The sequence below is a fragment of the Clostridium sp. AM29-11AC genome (assembly GCF_003480545.1).
GTDB classification, from domain to species: Bacteria; Bacillota; Clostridia; order Lachnospirales; family Lachnospiraceae; genus Otoolea; species Otoolea saccharolyticum_A.
Genome location: NZ_QUJI01000017.1, coordinates 29,720 through 44,904, shown reverse-complemented (window position 1 = coordinate 44,904; position 15,185 = coordinate 29,720). Strand labels below are relative to the sequence as shown.

General features: G+C 48.2%; 22 protein-coding genes and 1 pseudogene. 2 read left to right on the top strand and 21 right to left on the bottom strand.

The features are described 5' to 3' along the window. Positions 1 to 12 precede the first annotated feature (12 nt). Entirely contained in the window at positions 13 to 210 is a 198-nt protein-coding gene (locus DW757_RS12505; RefSeq protein WP_066085106.1) for a hypothetical protein, read from the bottom strand. Here DW757_RS12505 and DW757_RS18045 point away from each other — a divergent pair. Further along, entirely contained in the window at positions 184 to 423 is a 240-nt protein-coding gene (locus DW757_RS18045; RefSeq protein WP_117687767.1) for a tweety protein, read from the top strand. The two genes, DW757_RS12505 and DW757_RS18045, sit on opposite strands and share 27 nt — an antisense overlap. Before the next feature lie 28 nt (positions 424 to 451). Here the strand turns inward: DW757_RS18045 and DW757_RS12495 are convergent, their stop codons facing one another. From DW757_RS12495 to DW757_RS12460, 8 genes are all read right to left on the bottom strand, one after another. Then, positions 452 to 1,789, bottom strand: coding sequence for a virulence-associated E family protein (locus DW757_RS12495; protein ID WP_118751857.1), 1,338 nt, complete (start codon positions 1,787 to 1,789; stop codon positions 452 to 454). Continuing rightward, positions 1,758 to 2,402, bottom strand: a complete 645-nt coding sequence (locus DW757_RS12490) for a CHC2 zinc finger domain-containing protein (protein ID WP_118751856.1) — start codon at positions 2,400 to 2,402, stop codon at positions 1,758 to 1,760. Before DW757_RS12490 ends, DW757_RS12495 begins: the two co-directional genes overlap by 32 nt. Before the next feature lie 145 nt (positions 2,403 to 2,547). Beyond that, positions 2,548 to 4,128, bottom strand: a complete 1,581-nt coding sequence (gene mobQ, locus DW757_RS12485; RefSeq protein WP_066085095.1) for a MobQ family relaxase — start codon at positions 4,126 to 4,128, stop codon at positions 2,548 to 2,550. Positions 4,129 to 4,314: 186 nt separating this feature from the next. After that, a complete protein-coding gene (locus DW757_RS12480; protein ID WP_066085092.1) occupies positions 4,315 to 4,536 on the bottom strand; it encodes a hypothetical protein in 222 nt (73 codons plus the stop codon). 334 nt (positions 4,537 to 4,870) lie between these two features. Continuing rightward, positions 4,871 to 5,185, bottom strand: a complete 315-nt coding sequence (locus DW757_RS12475; RefSeq protein WP_242864153.1) for a transposon-transfer assisting family protein — start codon at positions 5,183 to 5,185, stop codon at positions 4,871 to 4,873. A 2-nt stretch (positions 5,186 to 5,187) separates the two neighbouring features. After that, a complete protein-coding gene (locus DW757_RS12470; protein WP_066085086.1) occupies positions 5,188 to 5,493 on the bottom strand; it encodes a DUF3847 domain-containing protein in 306 nt (101 codons plus the stop codon). Beyond that, the gene (locus DW757_RS12465) at positions 5,486 to 5,827 is read right to left on the bottom strand and encodes a DeoR family transcriptional regulator (RefSeq protein WP_003020305.1); all 342 of its coding nucleotides are present in this window, start codon (positions 5,825 to 5,827) and stop codon (positions 5,486 to 5,488) included. Before DW757_RS12465 ends, DW757_RS12470 begins: the two co-directional genes overlap by 8 nt. Further along, a complete protein-coding gene (locus tag DW757_RS12460; protein WP_025544156.1) occupies positions 5,824 to 6,012 on the bottom strand; it encodes a hypothetical protein in 189 nt (62 codons plus the stop codon). Before DW757_RS12460 ends, DW757_RS12465 begins: the two co-directional genes overlap by 4 nt. Positions 6,013 to 6,495: 483 nt before the next feature. On the opposite strand from DW757_RS12460, the gene DW757_RS12450 reads away from it, so the two are divergent. Beyond that, positions 6,496 to 7,302, top strand: coding sequence for a helix-turn-helix transcriptional regulator (locus DW757_RS12450; RefSeq protein ID WP_002584331.1), 807 nt, complete (start codon positions 6,496 to 6,498; stop codon positions 7,300 to 7,302). Positions 7,303 to 7,420: 118 nt separating this feature from the next. Here DW757_RS12450 and DW757_RS12445 read toward each other — a convergent pair whose 3' ends face one another. From DW757_RS12445 to DW757_RS12390, 12 genes and pseudogenes are all read right to left on the bottom strand, one after another. Beyond that, on the bottom strand, positions 7,421 to 7,912 hold the full coding sequence (locus DW757_RS12445) for an aminoglycoside adenylyltransferase (protein ID WP_118751855.1): 492 nt from the start codon (positions 7,910 to 7,912) through the stop codon (positions 7,421 to 7,423). A 51-nt stretch (positions 7,913 to 7,963) separates the two neighbouring features. Continuing rightward, the gene (locus tag DW757_RS12440) at positions 7,964 to 8,341 is read right to left on the bottom strand and encodes a TnpV protein (RefSeq protein ID WP_118564319.1); all 378 of its coding nucleotides are present in this window, start codon (positions 8,339 to 8,341) and stop codon (positions 7,964 to 7,966) included. After that, positions 8,301 to 8,573, bottom strand: a complete 273-nt coding sequence (locus DW757_RS12435; protein WP_002584334.1) for a helix-turn-helix domain-containing protein — start codon at positions 8,571 to 8,573, stop codon at positions 8,301 to 8,303. Before DW757_RS12435 ends, DW757_RS12440 begins: the two co-directional genes overlap by 41 nt. A 160-nt stretch (positions 8,574 to 8,733) precedes the next feature. After that, positions 8,734 to 8,886 (bottom strand): annotated as a pseudogene (locus DW757_RS12430) (Maff2 family protein); the annotation flags it as partial. 85 nt (positions 8,887 to 8,971) lie between these two features. After that, positions 8,972 to 9,187 (bottom strand): Maff2 family mobile element protein, encoded by a 216-nt coding sequence (locus DW757_RS12425; protein ID WP_002576404.1) that lies wholly within the window; start codon positions 9,185 to 9,187, stop codon positions 8,972 to 8,974. A gap of 467 nt (positions 9,188 to 9,654) precedes the next feature. Beyond that, a complete protein-coding gene (locus DW757_RS12420; protein ID WP_118751854.1) occupies positions 9,655 to 11,406 on the bottom strand; it encodes a VirD4-like conjugal transfer protein, CD1115 family in 1,752 nt (583 codons plus the stop codon). Continuing rightward, positions 11,406 to 11,891: a PcfB family protein gene (locus DW757_RS12415; protein WP_112116305.1), complete on the bottom strand. Its 486-nt coding sequence runs from the start codon at positions 11,889 to 11,891 to the stop codon at positions 11,406 to 11,408. The genes DW757_RS12420 and DW757_RS12415 overlap by 1 nt, the downstream gene beginning before the upstream one ends. A gap of 34 nt (positions 11,892 to 11,925) precedes the next feature. Further along, positions 11,926 to 12,237 (bottom strand): DUF5720 family protein, encoded by a 312-nt coding sequence (locus DW757_RS12410; protein WP_112116307.1) that lies wholly within the window; start codon positions 12,235 to 12,237, stop codon positions 11,926 to 11,928. 9 nt (positions 12,238 to 12,246) lie between these two features. Further along, positions 12,247 to 12,888: a DUF3846 domain-containing protein gene (locus DW757_RS12405; RefSeq protein ID WP_112116308.1), complete on the bottom strand. Its 642-nt coding sequence runs from the start codon at positions 12,886 to 12,888 to the stop codon at positions 12,247 to 12,249. A gap of 54 nt (positions 12,889 to 12,942) precedes the next feature. Continuing rightward, entirely contained in the window at positions 12,943 to 13,458 is a 516-nt protein-coding gene (locus tag DW757_RS12400; protein WP_112116311.1) for a hypothetical protein, read from the bottom strand. Between the two features lie 10 nt (positions 13,459 to 13,468). After that, positions 13,469 to 14,395, bottom strand: coding sequence for a ParB/RepB/Spo0J family partition protein (locus tag DW757_RS12395; protein ID WP_112116313.1), 927 nt, complete (start codon positions 14,393 to 14,395; stop codon positions 13,469 to 13,471). Next, positions 14,352 to 15,179 carry a ParA family protein gene (locus tag DW757_RS12390; protein WP_112116314.1) on the bottom strand — a complete coding sequence of 276 codons (828 nt, stop codon included), beginning with the start codon at positions 15,177 to 15,179 and terminating at the stop codon, positions 14,352 to 14,354. The genes DW757_RS12395 and DW757_RS12390 overlap by 44 nt, the downstream gene beginning before the upstream one ends. Between the last annotated feature and the right edge of the window lie 6 nt (positions 15,180 to 15,185).

The window sequence follows — 15,185 nt, the reverse complement described above, 5'->3', positions numbered from 1 at the left end:
CATCATAGCCATTTACCCACACAATCCAGACGGTATCTGGCTCTTTTGAACCTCATCTTCATTATACTTCAAATCTTTCTTTTTAGCAAGATATTCTTTCGTATTTGCCTTGCCGTATTTCTGGGAAATCAGGCTGACGAACACATCAGTAGCGTCAAGTTCCCCGTCAAATACAGTGGTCACATGAATCTCTGTTTTGTTTTTTGCCATAGGCAGTTATCCTCCATACATGAAAATAGCCAGACACATGGTGTCGGCAACGAAGTCCGGCAACGGGCTTCAAAAGACCTTGCAAACAATCTCAATCTGGCGGTGGTTACTATTTATACTTTTCTTTTATTTTTCTGTTGTTTTGGTTGTAATAAGGGAAAAAAGCCCGGAAATAAGGGATTTTCCCCGGCAACCGGCTCGGCAACGGGATAGCAACAGGGGGTGCAACGGGCTGTCATTTTCAGAATGGAAGCTCCATCTGTTCTGTGACCTCCACAAAACCGTCCATCGTTTTTTCAGACGGGTTGCCGGAGTCCGTTGCCGGGTTTTCACGCTCCCAGCCCTTTTGTCTGCCATATTCAGAAAACATCCTTGGGTTCGGGAAGTACCGCCAGCGGCCAATGCACTGGTTCATAATCTCGGTGATTTCCCGGATTTCCCATTGCTTCGGCTCGTCAAAGGCATGGGTCAAGGCTTCCTTGTAGAGCTGCTTGGAGCAGACCATGCTCCCGGTGTACTTATCAAGATACGCCTGTATCATCCCGGCTTTGGTGTCCTCCGGCATAAAGTCCCGCTGGTGTTCTTTGAGATACCGCTGCATGGCGGGGCTGAAAGCCAGCTTGAACCTGCCGCTTCGGTAAATCTCCATCGCTTCCGCCCACATCTGCTTGATATAGGCTCTGGAAGCGGCTTCGTCCTCCAAAATGTGAACCTCGGCTTGCTCCGGGTACACCATGACCGGGATAAAGCGGCGGTTGCCGGAACGGTCAAGGGGAAGAAAATCAAGGGCATTGGAAGTGCCGCCAAACACGCGCTGACGAGGACGGTCTGCCGGGTGGGTTTCATAGGGTATCTTGTAAACCTCTTTCTGCCGGCTTAAAAATGACTTGATTTCCTCAATGCTCTTGGCGTTGGCGGTTGCCATCATTTCCGACATTTCGATAATCCAGTGACCTTGCAGCTTGCGGTACACATTGTCATCATCCAGCTTCCGCAAATCATCGGAGAACCACTCGTCCCGGACTGCCAGCAGACGGAAGAAGGTGGACTTGCCAGCCCCCTGACCGCCTACCAGACAGAGCATGATTTCAAACTTGCACCCCGGCTGAAAGGCTCGTGAGATTGCACCCAGCAGGAACAGCTTCAACGCTTCATAGGTGTAATCATCTGCGTCAGCCCCCAGAAAATGCCGCAGGCAGAAACGGATTCGTTCTGTCCCGTCCCACACAAGGGCACTTAAATAGTCCCGGATGGGATGGTACTTGTTTTCATTTGCCACAATCCCGATGGCGTTATCAATCTTTTTCTCATTGGTAAGCCCGTAGGTTTCTTCCAGATAAAGAAGCAGATACTTCATATCCGTATCGTTCAGGGCAGTGTTTTCTCTGTGGAAGCCGATGGGCTTTATGATGTCCTTGCGGTCAGTCAGGATGTTGTATGCGATAGCCCCGGAAAGCAGAGGGTCACACTGGAATACGGTCAGGCAGTTCCGTATGCTCTGACGGACACCGCCTTTCTCGGTAGTTTCCAGCCCCGCCTTGATTTCCTCAACACTCTGGGGTGGCTGCATAGCGTTCATGGTGTTTTTTAGTTCTTGCTGCGTCTGCGGCTGCAAGCTCTGCCATTCGCTGTTCAAGCTGTATCACATCCTTTCCATAGTCCGTAATCAAAGCCGCTTTTTCCTCTGTATCCCCGAACAGCAGCACATCCAGCAGATATTCCACTTGGTCTTGCTTCTGTAAGGCTTCCACAAACCGGGGATGAAAGGCTTCCTCCGGGGAGTGCGGGGCGTAGTCCGTTCTCCATGCCATAAGCAAGTGAAGATAATCGGCAAGGATACGGAAGCAGCGGTTCTTTGCTTCCTGAAACTGTTCCTCTGGGGATTTCTGCCGGGGTTTGGGCTTTTTTGCCTTTTCCGGCGGCTTCCAGTCCTCATAGGAAAGCCCAAAGTCCTGTGCCAGTTGTACGGCGGCTTCTTTCTTTCCCATCCCATACAGGGCGGCGGTAAAATCAATCACATCCCCATCCGCACCGCAGCCGAAGCAGTGGTAACGCCTGTCCAGCTTCATGCTTGGGGTCTTATCGTTATGAAACGGGCAGCAAGCCATCCCGTTCCGACCTGCATGGATTCCATAATGCTCTGCAGCCTGTCTTGTTGTGACGGACTGCTTCACAGCTTCAAATACATTCAAATCTATCCCTCCTTGATTCGTGGGAAAGCTTCCCACGCTGTCACGGTGGTCGCTGAATGGATATGCAAGCATATCCGCCCAGCTCGTCACTCGTGCAAATAAGAAAAGCACCTGACATTCTCTGATTGAAAATGGCAAGTGCCTGTTAAAGTTCCATATCCTGTTGTCTGTGTTTCGCCTGTGCCGGGGCAGTTCTTTGAACCTTTTTCTCGTCTGCCTTATCCTGCAAGACTTCTTTGATGGGCTGCTTCTTTGGCGGCTCTTTGCTTTCCTCTGTGCCGGGTGTGGCTTTCCGTACCCAGTAGCGGATGTCCCACAGTTTCTTCAAATCAGCCTGCACCTCGGTCAGCGGTACTTTCAGCTCTGCGATTTCGCTGAGAAGTTTTTCCTGCTCCTGTTGCAGCTCCTTTTGGGTGCTGTCCTTATCGTCTGGGTGCTTGGCAAGGTAGGCGGCGGCTTTCGCATACCGGGCAACCTCCGGGTGTTCCTGTTTGAATTTCTCCTTTGTTTTCTTAAAAAATATCTTCTGGTACTTCTCATAGACAGGCTTACATTCCTTGCAGTCTGTCCGGCTGGCAAGAATCCCGTCAATCACTTTGCTGCGGGTTTCCTTTGGCTTCATCTGATTGCGGTAATCTGCGGCTGATTTCCCGGAAGATTCCAGAAATGCTTCTAAGTCCTCCACAGTGGAAAGCCCCTTTTGCCGGAGATAGGACAGGGCTTCGCTGACTGCCTTTAAGTCCTGTGAAGTCCCCCGGTTCTGTCCAGCCCTCGTCCAGTCCTTCCGTTCTTCCTTTCGTATCTCCATATACTTCATCAGCAGATTTGGAAGAAAGACCGCTTCCTCCGCCGCTTTTTGTGCAAGCAGCTCCTTCCGTTTTTCTCCCAGCTCGGTAATCCAGCCTTTGAGGTTTTGGATAAGCTGCCGGATAGACTTCATCAGGCGGTTGGTGGCTCTGATTTCCCGGTTCAGGTTGCCGATATTTGTTTGGATACCACGCTTTTCCATCTGCCGGATGGCAGCACCCTCATGGACAGTGGGAACTATATCAAGCCCCTGTCTGGCATAGGAACGCAAGTCCACACGCTCCGGGCGGTCATTGGCTTCCAGATAGCGGTTCTGGATGACCTCCCATTCATGCCGCCAGATTTCACAATACTTCTGGTCATTCCAGTCCACCGTATCCTCCTTGTGGCTTTTCCACCTGCCGGACGGAAGTTTTATCCGTTCCCCGTTCTCATCAAGGTCATAAACCTTGCGGCTCTTGGGAAGCCATTTTCCATGTTCGTCCATTGCCCGCATAGTCAGCAGGACATGGGCGTGGGGATTGTGTCTCGACGGATGGGGGTCATGGATGGCAAAGTCAACGATCATGCCTTTGGAAACAAACTGCTGCTCACAAAACTCCCGGACAAGGACAGCGTACTGGTCAGGCGGTATCTCTCTTGGGATGGTAAGCACCCACCGCCTTGCAAGCTGGGAGTTCCATTGCTTCTCCACCGCTTCGGCGGCATTCCATAAGGTATTGCGGTCTGCATACTCCGGCGGGGCATTAGGTGGGAGCAGGATTTCATTGTGGACGATACCACGCTTTTCCGGGTAGTGCTTCACTTGCTGGTCGTATTCACAGAACAGCTTTTCGCCACTCTGGTAAGCAGCGGCGGCAACCGCAGACTGCCGCTGGCTGCGCTGAACAATCGTGATTTCGTTGTGTGGACAGGGCATTTCGTGTCCCTCCTTTCGGTAATTGGTGGATGGGGTGGCGTTTTACCACCTCATTTTGGGCAGAAAAAAAGCAGGAGACCTTTTTTCAGATTTCCTGCTCGTTGTGCCGCTGTGTGGGCGGCGAGTATTTAATTGTAAAAGTTCGGGACAAGTTGACCCGATGTGTGTGGAATAGCAAACGGAAAGTTATTCATCAAAACTATTATAAACTGGTATTCCTAAAATCCTTATCTTCAACCCATCATTGTAACCTGTTTCTGATTCTAAATCTAACTGATGATATTTCGTAATGTCATACAAAATTGCCCTATAATGAACACTACCTCCGTCCTTATATCTTATAGGAACAGGTATCAAAAGTACAAGTAAAACAATAACTGCGATAATAATTTTTGGTCTATTTTTCATTTACTTTATCTCCCGTATAACTTCAAATTTATTGCTGACTTCATTATACTTCACTGCCTATCGAAAAGATAGCATATTTTATGAAACTTGTCGTCTGGGAACAGCTTGCAACGCAAGGTATCCCCAGATGGCAAGTCCACAAAAGGGTAGCTGGCGGCAGCCAGCGCAGGGGAAGCGTAGCGTCCCCTGTTTGATTTGGAGCAGACCATGACTGCGGAAAATCACAGCCCTCCGGCGAGGAGCCTTCGGAGAACGCAATGCACCAACCTTTGGGTGGTGTATAATTGCGCCCTCTTCCAGAGGGGCAGCCTACTGACGGCGGCTCTGGAAGCGATTATGACCGTTCCCGGTCTGGCTGCTTTCTCTTGGGCTGTGGCTTCTGCGTCCTCGTCTGTGCCTTGGCTTCTGCAAGCCTGCGCCGGATGGAATTGTCCCGCTTCTGGATAAACCGCTGCTTCGTATCAGCGATAAAACGGCGGCACTCCGGCTCCGGGATGGCGTCCAGCTTTCGGATGGTACTCTCCACAATCTCCCTTGTCTGCTGGTCACGGATAACTGGCACGATTTCTTTCAGCCCCGCAATGGTGTCCTCCTTTGTACCAGCGGCGTACTGATAGACCATAGCCAGCTCGTCTTTAGAAAAATTCATCTTTATTCTGCGCCCTCCTTTGCTGTACTGTTTTCGGCAAATACTTTTTCCATAAGCTGCCGGGTACTATCTTTATGGAACAGCAGTTTCAAAAACAAACTGACCTGTTCATCCATGATGGCTTCCGGGTGGGGAAGGTAGCTTTCCAGCATACCGCCACGAGTACAGAGCCGGTGCGTTCGTTCCTTTCGGGTAAGCTGCTTTAACTGGTGCTGCAATGCCTTTTCATCATTGATGGCTTTCCGCAGTTTCTTTTCGCTTTTCTCCAACTCCCGGTTTAACTTTTCCAGCTTTGAGGTATCAGGCAAGGGCAGCGTCCTCCTTTCCCGGTATCAGTACATAAATCCTGTTTGGTTCTCCAACACCCTGACGCACTCGCATGATCAGTCCGGCGGTTTCCAGTTCATTCAGAGAACGCTTGACCGTCATGGGGCTGCGGGACAGAACGGCGGCAATGGCTGTGACAGGGAAGCAGACAAACAGGATTCCGTTCTCGTCCTCCTGTCCTTTGGATAGCATAGCATCTAACATCCGGCAGTACATGACCTTTGCGGTGCTGCTGACTGGAAATCCTGTCAACGCTCTGGGAAATGGCATACAGGGCGGCAAGGGTGTGTCTATCGTCATAAATTCAAAATTCATTCGGTGTGTTCCTCCTTCTTTTTTGCTCGTTTGGATAAATAACGGGGGCAGTCAACCACAACCGCCCGGAAGCTCTGCTTGCACCCATGCTGGCATTTCCGGCATAATTCGTTGTAAGTGACACGCCCCCGGTCATTGAGGTAAAAAGAAAGCTCATGCTTCCTCTTTTTGCTCATTCTCGGCATATTGCGTTTCCTCCCGTTTTAGTGTATAGTTTCGGGGCGATTTTCGGCAAAATTACGGTCATAGAGCCGTCTAAAATCTCCAGAAGTATCAGCAATAGGGTAGACTATCCCCCTATCAGATTGTCGTGTTTCGGTATCATTTCGGTATCAGTTCGCCAGTTCTCCCCGGTGTCGTTCCTCCCCTGAATCTCACAGCGGCGTATTGCTCCCTTTGGTACGCTCGTTTCGGTCAGGGTTCCTCCATATCCCTGCCAAAAGTCATGGCGCTACATCGCCGGGGAAGCATATCCCACACAGGCTGGTCATTCGATTGGAATAATCCATCGATGAACTACCTGTATCATAGAACATTTTTGTGCCCTGTGCCGTATGTCCACAAAGTAGGAATTAAGGGTAAAAATCAGAAATTTCCACGATTGCGGAAAGTATGATATAATCCAGTTAAGCGGCAGTAATGAAACCGCCGGAAAGGAGCGTGCGCCCATGAAAGGAGCGACAAGCATACAGGAACGCCTTTGGGAACTCCGCAAGGACAAAGGCTTAAATCTGGAAGAATTATCAGAGCTGACGGGCATTTCCAAATCAGCTCTTGGCAGTTATGAAAAAGAGGATTATAAGGAAATCAATCATGGCAACCTTATCACGCTGGCAGACTTCTATGGGGTTTCCGTTGATTATCTGCTGTGCCGGACAGAGAACCGGGAGCAGATCAACACGCCACTAACAGAGCTGCATTTGAATGATGAGATGGTGGCACTTCTGAAAGGCGGTCGGATTAACAACCGTCTGCTCTGTGAGCTTGCCACTCATAAGGACTTTATCAAGTTTCTTGCGGACATTGAGATTTATGTAGATGGGATTGCCACCATGCAGATTCAAAACCTCAACGCCCTTGTCGATACTGTCCGGCATGAAATCATTGAACGGTATCGCCCCGGCGAAGACGACCCGCATTTGAAAGTGCTGCAAGCCGCCCATATCAGCGATGATGAATATTTCAGCCACATGGTTCTTGATGACCTCAATCTCATTATCCGGGATATTCGGGAAGCCCACAAAAAGGACAGCGAGAGTGCGCCCCAGACCACCGTTGCCGATGAATTGAAAGAAAATTTGGAAGCGGTTGAAAATTTCAAGGGCAGTCGGGATGAAAAGCTGGTTGTCCTTTACTGCAAGCAGCTCGGCATCAACTATAAAAATCTGTCAGACGAAGAATTTCGCTGGCTCATTCGGATTCTACAAAAATCAAAGAAAACAGGAACTCCTATCAGTCAAAGGAAAAAACGGTAAAGAAAAACCGCTGTTGCATGGTTGTGTTTGCTTCCATGTAGCAGCGGTTGGTGCTATACTTATTCAGTTAAAATTTCAAAGCGATAAAGTGGAATTTATCTTAGAAATTACAGCAATGTTATTTTGATAAACTTTCAAGAATTGAAATATCATGCTTATCTTTATCTCTTAATTCATAACTTGAATGGAAAACTCTTTGGCCTTTTAAGGATATACAAGGAATTGTTTTTCCTTCAAAAAAAGCACTACCAAAGTAATCTTTTTCAAACTCATACCAGCCACCCTCTAAATCAGCTTGTTTTGAAGTTCCGTCCTCACTTAAAACGAACGGGTGAATGTCTAAGTAACCAAGTTCATCACTATATAACTCTATTCTAACCGGTTTCCAGTCTGTATCAATTTTATAGCCCAGATTCAAAAGCACATTTAACAATTTTTCCGTATGTTGAGCATCAAAATTTATATCTATATCTCTATGAATTCTTGTTTGTTTACCAGCTAAAATATCTACACCCCATCCGCCATCCAACCAGTATGTAATTCCAGTATTTTCGAATAATTCTATTACTTTCATTAAATCTTCTTTTGTTGTTATTTCTTTTCTACCCATACAAAGTCTCCTTTACAACTTCTAATTTGTAATAATCATTCTACCATACCGTTATGAATAAATCAACTCATGTAAAACAATTTCTTCTGCCCGGTTGTGAATGTTATTGCAACGCTGCACCCATTCCATTTGACGGGTACGCTTCAATTCCTCGGTCACGCCCTCGGCAGCTTTCATCTGCTCCATGATGGTGTCTAACCGTTTCTGTGCCTGTTCGTTCAGGTCTGCAAGATATGTCCACAATTCCCCGGTCAGGGTCAATGTGTGTAATCTGGCTGGGCAGACTTCTCTTAAATATTCCCGGTGCATCCGTCCGTACTTTCCGATGGGGCGGTGTTCCTCCGGCAACTTCAAGTCCGGGATGTAGTAATCTCCAACAAGGATATAATCAATTCCGTTTTCTTTTATTCTTGGTTTCAATTCGCTCATGTTCCTTACCTCCTGTGGAAGCAGGCTCGTCTGGTACTAACTCAATCACATCGGTAATCTCACAATTCAGCGTTTCGCAGATACGGGCTAATGTATCCATGCTGATGTGCTTTCCCTCTTTGCTCATGTTGGCAATCATATTTGTTGTCATACCAGCGGCAAGCCTTAAATCCTCTTTTCTCATATCACGCTCTAACAGTGTGTGCCAGAGTGGTTTATAGCTGATGTGCATATTGTTTTCCTGCCTTTCTATCCATACCACCGGGGCGGCTGCCCCGGCAGGAACTTTTCTCTTATTATAGCACCAATCTTGTGAAATCACAATTTATTCTTGTAGCCTGCCGCTGATACCGTCTGGATTGGCTTTTCCTTTCTTTTTGTTCCCTTTAATTAGCCATGAACTGCTTCATACCCTGAGACTTTGCGCCGGGGTTGTCGTTGCCGTAGCCTTCGAGCAGGTTGATGGCTCCCCAGATGCCGAGACCTGCGCCGAGAGCGATAACGAGGGTCTGAAGAACGGTTACTGCACTGTTGAAAAATGCCATATATTTTTCCTCCTTGATAGAAAATAGGGTTGGGAGCTTCTATCCCAACCCGTGATTGATTGGTTCTTGAGCTTCCAGCGGCTGATTAGCCGAAGAGACCGGAGAGCAGAGGTACAAGGGTAGTACCGATGAGAGCGACACCGCCACCAGCCATGAGCTGCTTCATGCCCTGGGACTTTGCGCCGGGGTTGTCGTTGCCGTAGCCTTCAAGCAGGTTGATTGCACCCCAGATGCCGAGACCTGCGCCAAGAGCAATCACGAGGGTCTGAAGAACGGTTACTGCGCTGTTGAAAAATGCCATATACGTTTCCTCCTGATATTTGAAATGGATTTTGAAATGAAAAAAGCCCTCCACAATACCGGAGAACCGGTCGGAGGGCAGAGACAACGAGACTATTCAACTGCAATCATATCTATCACCACCACCTTTCAAGGGAAATAGGGTCAATCATCTTTGCCGGTGCGATTCACCAAGCCATCCCTTGCTTTCGCAATCTTCTGGATACGGCTTGTCAGTTGGGCAATCGTTGCACTGATTTCATGCTGATTATCCGCATAGAAGTAGCCATCATAATTGCTGCAAATAGGTTCACCTTTGCTTCGCAGGGAATTGACGATTCTTCTGATTTCTGACCCTTTTACATGAAAAACGGCTTCAAGCGTTTTACTTGAAACCGGATTGTTGGAACCTCTTTAATACTTGGACAGGTATTCACAGAATGTTTCCTCAATATTGAATTGGGGAGTTTTTTCCATTAAGACCCTCCTTTAATCGGCATCGACTACTACAAATTCATCACCTGCCTTTAATTTCAATCTACGACTCAGAAACTGTTCGATGTTGAACTCATTCTTTTTGTCGTAGTCTGATGTGTACTTATAGTTCGGATGCTGTGTCAGATCGTACTTGTCAGACAGAAACGGTCTCACACCACGCAGCTGCAAGATGCACTTACCACCATCCAGAACTGCCAGCTCATCCACAGTAGCAAGGTCTTTCCCCAGCTTCTGATAATTCATGCCGTAGGATGGGCTGTTGCCTCTGGTATTTGAAGTGTTGTAGGTGTCGATGGTCTCTTTTCCAAGTGCCTGATTCAACTCTTTCAGCGTGGTCGGCTCAGAACCGCCGAGGAAAATACGGGAATCCATGTTGCCAATGATGGTGTCTGAATTGTCCTTATAAATGGCTTTCAGCTGAGACTGTGCCTGAAGGACGAGACAGGCAGATATTTCACGACTCCGGATGGTCGCAACCAGCTTTTCCAGATTGGGAATCTGACCGATATTTGCCGCTTCGTCAATCAGACAGCGCACATGAACCGGAAGTCTGCCGCCGTACACATCATCTGCTTTCTCACAAAGCAGATTGAACAGCTGGGTATAAATCATGGAGATCAGGAAATTAAAAGTCGCATCCGTATCCGACATAATCAGGAACAGTGCTGTTTTCTTGTCTCCGAGGGTATCTAACTGCAATTCGTCATAGGCTGTAATGTCCCGGACTTCCTGAATATCGAAGGGAGCAAGTCTCGCACCGCAGGAAATCAGAATACTCTTTGCCGTTTTACCGGCAGCCAGCTTGTACTTCTTGTACTGACGAACCGCAAAATGATTTGGCTTTTTCTTTTCCAGAGCTTCAAACATCAGGTCAACCGGATTCTGGAACTCCTCATCGTCCTCACGCACCTCCATTGCGTTTAAGAACTCAATCAGAGTGGAGAAGTTCTGTTCCTCTACCGGTGCTTCATAGTGGATATAGCCAATCAGAGCGCAATACAGAAGGGTTTCTGCTTTCGTCCAGAACTCGTCACCGGCTTTCCCGTCGCCTTTGGTATTGGCAATCAATGTCGTCACCAGCTTCAGGATGTCTTTTTCTGAATGGATATAGGCGAATGGATTGTAGTGCATCGACTTTCTAAAGTTGATGGTGTTGAAAATCTTGATGTTATAGCCATGCTTCAACAAAGCATTGCCGCACTCGATGACAATGCTGCCTTTCGGGTCTGTAACCACATAGCTGGAGTGCATCTGGAGAAGATTCGGTTTCAGCCAGAACCTTGTTTTTCCTGAACCTGAACCTCCGATAATCAAAACATTTTTGTTTCTGGCATTGGCAGGATTCTTCGGTCGGTTGGACATCATCAGCCGTTCCGTTTTCGTCAGGATGATGTTGTCCTCAAACTTCGGAGCGGTGAACGGCTCAATGTCTTTGGCTGTACCCCAACGGGCAGAACCATACTCCACATTGTGCCGGTACTTCTTGGCGTTTTTGCTTTTCAGATAAACCGCAAGCCGAAGCCCTGCGCCACAGGCAATTCCCACCAGCAAATCCAGCGGGTAAAAGCTGGGAAGTGGATTGCCCAGAGCAACCGGAAGGACATAAAAAAAGCTGAGGATTTTTGCAGAAGAATCTGCACCCTCAGCCAACCGCCATGCTTCTCCAAGATTCGTTGCAAACAATCCCACCAGAATATACGGGATGTTCAGAATCAGGAGCTTTTTCAAATTGATTCTGTTCATCACAAATCACGCTCCTGTTTCTTTTCCCGAACCTTCCTGGGGATAGCTGCTACCATCTCTTTGAACTTCTTCAGCTGTGCCAGAACGCTCGGTTTCTTATCCTTCGTCAATGACCTTGCCTGATGTTCCTTACAGATAGCATCCAGGGCATCTGCGTCCTTGGAACGGACAAAGACAAGATAACGGGGAGGATCAACAGACTTGTCTTTTCTTACGGCAAAGTCCACACCGTATTTCCTGGCGAGCCTTTCAAAATCCCGGATGCCATCCTTATCAATTTCCACATTGGTGGCACCCTGATTCTGTCCCAGCAGCTGTTTCACGGACTGTTTTCCGTGAACCGCCGTATCTCTGGTTCCTTTTCTCGCCTTGACCTTTTCCCGGTGCTGCAAATATTTGCGAATACCGGCAATGATACTTCGAGCAGTCAGCCTTGTCGTGCTGATTGCCAGATTTATCGTCCTGTTTTCAACTTCTTCCTGCATGAATCATCACCTCCTGCAAGCAGTAGAGTGAATATCATCGTGCCATATCTCTGCGGTCGTAATACAGATTTCCTCTGGCAACATTGGCATGACTGATAATCTTGATGTTACCGGCTTTCTGGTTGTCCAGAGCTTTCTGATACCCGGCTTCGCTCAGATACAGACGGTTTCTCTCGCCTTTCCAGCCAACAGGGGATTCATTGGTCAGCACATCAAAGATAATCATATGCTTTGTGGCTTCATCGAATCTTGCCAGGTCCATATAGGTATGTCCCTGATACTCCTTGGCTCCTGCCTGTATCCTGCGGCGTTCCATCAGCTCTGCAATCGTTGAGCTTCTTTCCATGATGCCTCCTTACAGCGCATCTCGATCAGGGCTGCTCTTGCGTGGGGCAGAGTCAGCCTTGATAGGCGCATCTTCTTTTTTGACCATATCATCGGGCAACGGCAAAGCCATGATACTGCGCCCCATGCGGACGAAGGTTTCAGGCTGATGGAAATGTTCTTCAAACTGCTTCATCAGCTCCGGGGAAAGGGAGGAAAAATCCTCCTCGCCCAAACCGACAACCAGAAAGTCACCGGCGATGATGTCGTAGATCTCGCCGTCTCCGTCCCGCAACGCACGATTCAGGTCTTTCCCCATGATTTTTCCCTCATCGTGCATCACCAATGCGACAGGCTCATTAAAAGGATAAACAGCTTCAATGTCGCCACCGACAGCTTTCTGCAAATCCTCCAAATCGCAGCCGATCTGAACCTGCTGGGGATACATATAGGGCTTTACCAGAAGCACCGTCATGGTTTCTGCCTGTTCCTGCTGAATCTCACGTTCCTCCGTAGTGCCAAACTCAACGCCGGTAAAGTTCTCGGAGTCCAGAATGTACTCGGAATTGTAGTAGGCTGTTCTGACCTGTTCTTCTGCATCAGCACGGGACTTAGCTTCCACCGTTACCGTCTTTTCCAGCGTCTCCGTGATTTTTACATCGTATTCCTTCAAACTTCATTACCTCCATTTCCTCAGATATAAGAAAAGCGGCTATCCATGAACCTGTTACAGTTCATAAATAGTCGCTTCATGTTCCCACTGGGGGACACACATAGATTCCAGTTCCTCGATCAGTTCCTCCGGGGAAAAGAACAAATCCTCCGCATTTTTCAAAATCTTTTTGAAAGCCCGGTACTCCGTCACATAACCGGTATCATCAGACCCGATCAGCATTGACACACAGCGGACAATGGCAAAGTTCATATCCTCCATAAGCCACAGTTCGGTTTCATAGGTGGTTTTGATTTCATCCAAAACCGCCTGTTCCACATCGGAAATAATGAGACAGGCACGCTGGTCAAACAGTTCCATGCCACGGTAATTGAAGCATTTCTCATAGCCACCGGCTACGGAATACTGATATACCGTCTGTGCCGCACCTCTCAATGCGGTGCAAACCTCCGGCAGACACAAACCACCGGCATAGCCGATCTCATCTTCATCATACCCCTCATAATCTTCGGGAGAAAACAGCTCAAACAGCCAGTCGATTGCTTTACTCATTTCTCTTTCGTTAAACATCGGATTCACCTTACCTTTCCATAGATTTCTCTCGTTTCTTCTGCCATTGCTCCAGCAGCTGAATGATTTTATCCTCCATCTGCTTGCTGGTATAGGACTTCGGGAAGTATTTCCGCAGGGAGTCTGTTTTGAATGTCACCCTGTCCAGCTCGCCCTTTTTGACCTCATTCATAATCTCGCACATAGCGTCCAGCGTACACTCGCCCTCCTGTGCGAGTTTTTTGATTCTCTGTGCCTGTGAAAGTGAAGGCGCAGCCTGGGCAAAGTCCATAGCAGAAAGAAAATCCTGCTGTTCTTCTCTTGCCAGATAAGAAAGTTCCACCGCCGGATTAAATTTAATCTGACCGTTATCCACCATATCCAGAAGTTCGGGGATAAGCTCGGTTAAACGAATATAGCGTTGCACTTGTACACGACTATCGCCGCTCTGTTCAGCAACTTGATTTACTGCCCACGACTTCTGCCCAAGTTGGGCAGAAGTTAAATCACTTCTTGCACCTTGATGTTTCAGGGCATCTAACTTCATTTTATAAGCATAGGCTCTTTCACTCGGCAGAATGGTTTCTCTCTGCAAATTCGCATCGACCATCAAAATAATGGCGGCATCATCATCCATATCACGGACGATAACGGGCATGGTTTCTTTCCCGGCAAGCTCTGATGCACGGTGCCGCCTGTGACCGGAGATGATCTCATAACCGCCATCCGGGTCGGGACGGACAATCGCCGGGGTGAGAACACCGAAGTCACGGACGCTTTCAACCGTTTTCATCATATCTTCATCGTCTACCACCCGGAAGGGATGTCCCTCAAAGGGGTGCAATTCAGAAAGCGGAATTTCCTGCACCCGCTCCTGCTGGGCTTCGGCTCGTGACTGGTCGGTAGAGAAAATATCATCGTACCCCTTCAAGCTGATGTTTGCGCCTTTTTTCTGCATTTTTTAACACCTCCTTTGTCAGAACCCGGTAGGCATCAGCGACTTTTCCTTTGGGATCGTGCTTAAAGATACTGGCTCCTTCGGCACTGATTTCCTCTGCACGAACAGAACGGGGAATGTCTGTCTTGTAGACTTTCAGCTTTCCTCCATAACTTTCCCGGATCAGATTGCTGATGTCCTTGGAATAATTGGTTCTGCTGTCCACCATCGTCAGAAGAATACCCTCGATTTTCAATTTTGGGTTGATTTGTCGTCTGACCTTGTTGATGGTTTCCAGCAGCTGTTCCAAGCCCTTTGCCGGAAGATATGCCGCCTGAACAGGGATCAGCACATTGTCGGCAGCTGCCAAAGCATTGACTGTCAGCATACCCAAAGAGGGCATACAGTCCAGAAGAATGTAGTCATAATTCTGCTTGACCGTATCCAGGTACTGACGGAGAATGGTCTCCCGGCTCATGGCATTGACCAGGGAAACCTCTAAGCCTGACAGTTCAATATTGGCGGGCATCAAGTCCACACCTTCCGGGTGATGAAGAATGCCTTCGCCGGGGGCAATCGGCTTTTCCATCATAATCTTTCCCATCATGTCGGAAAGGGTGGGAGATAAGGTATCCGGGTACGGATTTCCCAGACTGACTGTTAAAGAAGCCTGCGGGTCTGTGTCTACCAGCAGAACCTTTTTGCCCTCCATCGCCAGTCCCACACCCAAATTTTCCGTGGTTGTGGTCTTGCCCGTGCCGCCTTTCTGGTTGACTACGGCAATGACGGTTGCTTTTTTCGACAAATATCT

Coding starts and splice junctions, on each gene's coding strand:
- DW757_RS12475 (WP_242864153.1), bottom strand. CDS start 5,185: ATGAATTTTTCTAAAGACGAGCTGGCTATGGTCTATCAGTACGCCGCT.
- DW757_RS12400 (WP_112116311.1), bottom strand. CDS start 13,458: ATGTTTAACGAAAGAGAAATGAGTAAAGCAATCGACTGGCTGTTTGAG.
- DW757_RS12440 (WP_118564319.1), bottom strand. CDS start 8,341: ATGAGCGAATTGAAACCAAGAATAAAAGAAAACGGAATTGATTATATC.
- DW757_RS12505 (WP_066085106.1), bottom strand. CDS start 210: ATGGCAAAAAACAAAACAGAGATTCATGTGACCACTGTATTTGACGGG.
- mobQ (WP_066085095.1), bottom strand. CDS start 4,128: ATGCCCTGTCCACACAACGAAATCACGATTGTTCAGCGCAGCCAGCGG.
- DW757_RS12425 (WP_002576404.1), bottom strand. CDS start 9,187: ATGGCATTTTTCAACAGCGCAGTAACCGTTCTTCAGACCCTCGTGATT.
- DW757_RS12460 (WP_025544156.1), bottom strand. CDS start 6,012: ATGCCGAGAATGAGCAAAAAGAGGAAGCATGAGCTTTCTTTTTACCTC.
- DW757_RS12395 (WP_112116313.1), bottom strand. CDS start 14,395: ATGCAGAAAAAAGGCGCAAACATCAGCTTGAAGGGGTACGATGATATT.
- DW757_RS12420 (WP_118751854.1), bottom strand. CDS start 11,406: ATGAACAGAATCAATTTGAAAAAGCTCCTGATTCTGAACATCCCGTAT.
- DW757_RS12495 (WP_118751857.1), bottom strand. CDS start 1,789: ATGAACGCTATGCAGCCACCCCAGAGTGTTGAGGAAATCAAGGCGGGG.
- DW757_RS12415 (WP_112116305.1), bottom strand. CDS start 11,891: ATGCAGGAAGAAGTTGAAAACAGGACGATAAATCTGGCAATCAGCACG.
- DW757_RS12465 (WP_003020305.1), bottom strand. CDS start 5,827: ATGAATTTTGAATTTATGACGATAGACACACCCTTGCCGCCCTGTATG.
- DW757_RS18045 (WP_117687767.1), top strand. CDS start 184: ATGAATCTCTGTTTTGTTTTTTGCCATAGGCAGTTATCCTCCATACAT.
- DW757_RS12450 (WP_002584331.1), top strand. CDS start 6,496: ATGAAAGGAGCGACAAGCATACAGGAACGCCTTTGGGAACTCCGCAAG.
- DW757_RS12480 (WP_066085092.1), bottom strand. CDS start 4,536: ATGAAAAATAGACCAAAAATTATTATCGCAGTTATTGTTTTACTTGTA.
- DW757_RS12445 (WP_118751855.1), bottom strand. CDS start 7,912: ATGGGTAGAAAAGAAATAACAACAAAAGAAGATTTAATGAAAGTAATA.
- DW757_RS12410 (WP_112116307.1), bottom strand. CDS start 12,237: ATGGAAAGAAGCTCAACGATTGCAGAGCTGATGGAACGCCGCAGGATA.
- DW757_RS12435 (WP_002584334.1), bottom strand. CDS start 8,573: ATGCACATCAGCTATAAACCACTCTGGCACACACTGTTAGAGCGTGAT.